Origin of the sequence: Pseudonocardia humida (genome assembly GCF_023898865.1) — a bacterium.
GTDB lineage: Bacteria > Actinomycetota > Actinomycetes > Mycobacteriales > Pseudonocardiaceae > Pseudonocardia > Pseudonocardia humida.
Genome location: NZ_JAGSOV010000103.1, coordinates 1 through 884, shown reverse-complemented (window position 1 = coordinate 884; position 884 = coordinate 1). Strand labels below are relative to the sequence as shown.

General features: G+C 83.0%; 1 pseudogene. It reads left to right on the top strand.

Annotation, left to right across the window (positions count from 1 at the left end):
- Nucleotides 1-23 precede the first annotated feature (23 nt).
- Nucleotides 24-884 (top strand): annotated as a pseudogene (locus KDL28_RS39120) (hypothetical protein); the annotation flags it as partial.

Below are 884 nucleotides of genomic sequence, written 5' to 3'. Positions count from 1 at the left end.
CCCGCTGGCGGCGGGTGGGCGCGGTGGCAGGCGGGGCCGCGGCGGTGCAGGCGCACGGCCGCGCCGCGCTGGCCGGCGCGCTGGCCGGGCAGCTGGGCGCGGCGCGCGACGACCTGGCCGCGGCCAGGGCCGCGCTGGCCGACCCCGCGCCGCGCGGGCTCTCCGTGCTGCTGGACGGGGTGTCCGCGGTGATCGACGCGCTGCACGGCGACCTGCGCGGGGCGGCCGACCGGCTGGCCGGGCTGGCCGCGACGACCGTGCCGTCCGACGCCTTCGCCACCGACTCCTGGCCCGAACTGACGATCGAGGTGCTGGCCGCCGGGGGCGAGGAGGAGGTGGCCCGCGCGGTGCTGGCCGCGCACCCCGACGAGCCCTCGGCGCGCCGGCTGCTGCTGGCCGCCTGGCTGGACATGCGGGCGGGTCGGCTGGCCGACGCCCGGGTCGGGCTGGCCGCCGCGGCCCGGCGCCCGGCGCTGCGCCGCAACGCGGTGCTGGCCGCCGCGATCACGGTGGGCCTGGCCCGCCGCTCCGGCGACGCCGCCGCGCTGGCCACCACCTGGCACCGGGTCGCTCCGGTGGTGGCCGGGGCCGACGTCGAGCTGCTGCACGTCGACGTCTGGGGGGAGCTGTCCACGGGCGCCGCGGCGGTGGCCGCGACCGGAGCGGCGGCCGCCACGATGGCCGCCGCGATCGACGCGGCCGTGCGGTCGGCGGGCGACCCGGCATGGTGCGTCGCGGCCGCGCTGTGGTGGCGCGTGCAGCGGGCCGCCGCCGTCGGGGACGCCGGTGGTGCCGCCGCCGCGGCCGCCGAGCTGGCCGCGCTGGGCGGCGGTCCGCCGCGGGCGAGGGCCTGGGCCGAGGCCGGTGCCCGGTGGGCCGACGTG